At 66.1% G+C, this 3,919-nt stretch carries 2 protein-coding genes; both read right to left on the bottom strand.

Annotated elements, in window-relative coordinates; all coding sequences use genetic code 11:
• A partial coding sequence (locus F0Q45_RS24835; RefSeq protein WP_149656416.1) for an FHA domain-containing protein occupies positions 1-749 on the bottom strand: 749 nt, incomplete at its 3' end.
• 20 nt (positions 750-769) lie between these two features.
• On the bottom strand, positions 770-3,388 hold the full coding sequence (locus F0Q45_RS24830; protein ID WP_149656415.1) for an FHA domain-containing protein: 2,619 nt from the start codon (positions 3,386-3,388) through the stop codon (positions 770-772).
• Between the last annotated feature and the right edge of the window lie 531 nt (positions 3,389-3,919).

Genomic DNA, 3,919 nt, shown 5'->3' with positions numbered 1-3,919 from the left:
ATGCCGTTGACGAAGGTCCCGTTGATGCTGTGCGCGTCGCGGATCTCGGTGCCGAGCCGGGTCTGCGTCAGGTAGGCGTGATGGCGCGATGCCAGCACGTCGGAGACGACAATGTCGTTGTCCAGGGAACGCCCGATCCAGGCGATGCCGGCAGCTGCCGGTGCCAGCCCGGCATCGCCGCTCAGCACGTTGACCGAACCGGTGGGAAAGTGTGACGCCGCGGTGCCCGGGCCGGGCTGTGGCGGCGGGATGACCGGTATGGCGCTGGTGTGTTGGGCGCTCGCGACCGGGTCCGGCGGCCGGTTAGGTGGTGGAGCGGGTCGCGGGGGCGGTGGACGCGGCCCGGCTCGCTTCGCTGGGCCCGGTGGGCGCGGTGTCTCGGATCGGTTGGGGTCGACGGGGAGCTTTTCAGTCGCCGGCAGCAGGCCGATCATGCCGCGGTGGTGTCTGACCTCGAAGCTGATACGGGGTCCGTCCGGTCGACCAAGGTTGATGACCAGTCCGTCGTGGATGTCGACCAACGGCACTCGACGACCGTTGACATAGATCCCGGTCGGCGAATTGTTGTCGATCGCGATCCAGTTGCTTTGTTCGAAGCGCAACAACAGATGCGCGTGGGCGATCAGCGGGTGGGCTACCCGGAAGTCGGCTCGCGGATCGCTGCCGACCACCACGTCCGGTCCGGCGGCGAAGCTGCGTTGGGTGCGGTCCGATCGGACCGTTAACACAGGCCGCTGAGCTCGGGTCATTGCCTAACACTAGATGGGCGTTAGCGCCGCCTGAGCCTGATCTTCCACCACACGATGCCGGTATAGGCGATGCTCAACACCGCGAGCATGGCCATATCGAACAGCCAAGCGCTCGGCTTGTGCACCCAATGCTGGTCCTTCGGCTTGATCGGACCCGGCACCAGCTTCTCGATGTTGATCGTCGACGACGATGCAGCATAGCCCCAACGTGCGGGCGTTGCCCAGGACAGCTGGTCGAGCAAGAACCGGTCGGTCACCCAGATCAATCCGCCGGAGAACACCAGCTGCGACATGATCGAGAGCACCAGCATCGGCATGATCTGGTCTTGCGACTGCGCCAGCGCCGACAGGGCCATGCCCAGAATGGCCGAGGCCACGCAGGTGGCGGCGACCGTCACGAACAATTCGAACTCCACATTGCCGAGCAGCACTGCGTCGGTTGGCGGAGCACCCCAGCCGATCACCGCGATGATCGTTGCGATCGCGGCCTGGATGATCGCGAACCCGCTGAATACGGCGATCTTTGCGCTCATATAGGCCCCGGTCGACAGCCCGACAGCCTGTTCGCGCCGGAAAATGGGACGCTCGCCGACCAGGTCACGAATGGTGAGTGCGGTGCCCATGAAAACGCCGCCGACATTGAGCATCACCAGGATCTGGCCCGGCTGGTCGGGGTTGTTGCTCAGGGGGTCGGCGACGCCGAAGCCGGTCTTGCCGCGAACGGTGAGGCTGAGGACGCCGATCAGGAACGGCAGCAGCGCCAGGAAGACCGTATACCCGCGGTCAGAGACGACCAGCCGGATCTGGCGGCGGGCGATGGTGGAGAACTGGCGCATCACGTTGGCATGCACCGGTTCGCCGAGGTCGATGGCCGGGCTGGATTCGGACGGGCGTCCCGGTGGTTGCCGATTCCCGGCCAGGAAGCGCCGGTTGGCCTCGTCGGGGTCGGCGCCTACCTGGCTGAAGATGTCGGCCCAGTTGGTGGTGCCCATGGCCGCCGCGATTTGGCTGGGCGGGCCCAGGAACGCCGTCTTGCCGCCGGGCGCCAGCAAGAGTATCTGGTCGCACACGTCGAGGTAGGACACCGAGTGCGTGACCACCAGCACGGTCCGGCCGGCGTCGGCGAGCTGGCGCAGCATCATCATTACCTGCCGATCCAGCGCCGGGTCCAAGCCGGTGGTCGGCTCGTCGAGGATCAGCAGCGACGGCCCGGTCAGCAGTTCCAGGGCCACCGACGCACGTTTGCGCTGTCCACCGGACAGCTTGTCAACGCGGGTGTCGGCGTGTTTGGTCAGCTCGAGTTCCTCGAGCACCTGAGCGACCACCTGCGCTCGGTCGGCTTTGCTGGTGTCGGGCGGCAGCCGCAGCTCGGCGGCGTAGCCCAGCGCTTGGCTGACGGTCAGCTGGCGGTGCACCACGTCGTCCTGGGGGACCATGCCGATCCGGCTGCGCAGCGACGCGTACTCGGCGTGAATGTCGTGGCCCTCGAAGGTCACCGTGCCGGAGCTGGGGCTGGTGTAACCGGCAATCAACCGCGACAGCGTGGTCTTGCCGGCGCCGGACCCCCCGATGATCGCGGTGAGCGTGCCGGGGCGGGCGGTCAGCGAGATGTGGTCGAGCAGTTGCTTTCCGTCGATGGAGAAGCAGACCGAGTTGACCTCCAGGCCGCCGCTGCGCGTGGCCACTTCGGTGCGGCGAATCAGCGTGCCATGGGTGAAAACCAGGTCGACATTGCCGATGGTCACTACGTCGCCGTCGCTCAAGACGGCCGAGCCGACTCGGACGCCGTTGACGAAAGTGCCGTTGACGCTGTGCGCGTCGCGAATTTCGGTGCCCAAGGGAGTCAGCGTCAGGAAGGCGTGGTGCCGCGACGCCAGGACGTCTTGGATGACGATGTCGTTGTCGGTGGCGCGGCCAATGGTGACGGCGCCGGCAGGTCGCTCGGCTTCCCCGGCGCGGGGCAGCAGAGCGTGGAACATCTTGGTGGCGAGATTGGCCACTTCTGGCGGTTTGGTGTCGCTGGGCCGGGGCGGGGGGTGCGGTCCAGGATACGGCCGCGGCGGTGCGAGGTTTGCCGGCGGTCCAGGTGGCGCGTTTGCTGGATATCCCGCAGGCGGCCAGGGTGCGGAGGTGCTCGGGTACCTGGGTTGCCCGGCATTGCCCGACCGGGCCGGCGGAGCTGCGGGATGAGGTCGCCCGGAAGGTGGCGCGGTCCAGCTGGCCTGGCGCGCCGTCGGCGGTGCGGCGACCTGCTCGCCGGGTGGTCGTAGGGTCGAAGGCGCGAAGATGTGCATCGACTCCGTTCGGGGTGGGCGCCCGGCCATTCCGACGTGGCGCCCGACCTCGAAGCACAGCAGCGGCCCGTCGGGATTTCCGATGTTAATGCCCTGGCCGTCGTAGATTTCAATCACCGGGACTCGGCGACCGTTAACGAACGTCCCGTTCAGCGAATTGTTGTCGATCGCCAACCATCGGCCCTGATCGAAGCGCAGCAGCAGATGGGCCCGCGAGATGAGCGGATGGGTGATGCGCAGGTCGGCGCGCACGTCACGTCCGACCACCACGTCATGGCCCGCCGCGAAAGTGCGCTCCGAGCCGTCGTAGCGCACGGTCAGCGCTGGCGGGGCTGGTTGGGGCATCGCACCAACTGTAGCTAAAGCCGCGGTTAACGTTGCTGCACGGCGTCACACCCGCGGGGTTGAGTCGGGCGGCGCGTGCCTCCATTGCCGGACAGAAGTACCTATAGACACTATTGTCATAGCCAGACATTGCTACTGGTGTATTGTTGCCAGCCGCAAGTATAATTTCGTCGAGCGAAATACTGCCGCGAAGCGCGTAATAACCGTCGGTTCGAACGGGAGGAAGTGATCTCATGGCCCACGAACTTCTGTTCGTCGAAGACGAGGCGACGTACCGGCTCCACTATGTTTGCTTTGCGTTCAACGCAGAGCACGTCGACTGAAGGGGCAGTGCGGTCGCTGCGGAAACGGCGCGGATGAGGGCAATTCCTTGTCCAGGTCTGAACCCCCACCGGCGTTTTCCGCCCTTGTGTCGTCCCGGGCATTAGCCAACTAAGTGGTCCCGATCGCAAGTTCGTCGGGGGTCGCACAACCCAGGTCGGTGCGGGCGGGTCAGTATCTCGCGCAGGAGTACGCCGCCCTCCTGATGGC

This window comes from Mycobacterium simiae (genome assembly GCF_008370645.1).
In the GTDB taxonomy this organism is placed as follows: domain Bacteria; phylum Actinomycetota; class Actinomycetes; order Mycobacteriales; family Mycobacteriaceae; genus Mycobacterium; species Mycobacterium simiae_A.
The sequence above is the reverse complement of the archived record's forward strand: the minus strand, read 5'-3'. Positions and strand labels throughout refer to the sequence as shown.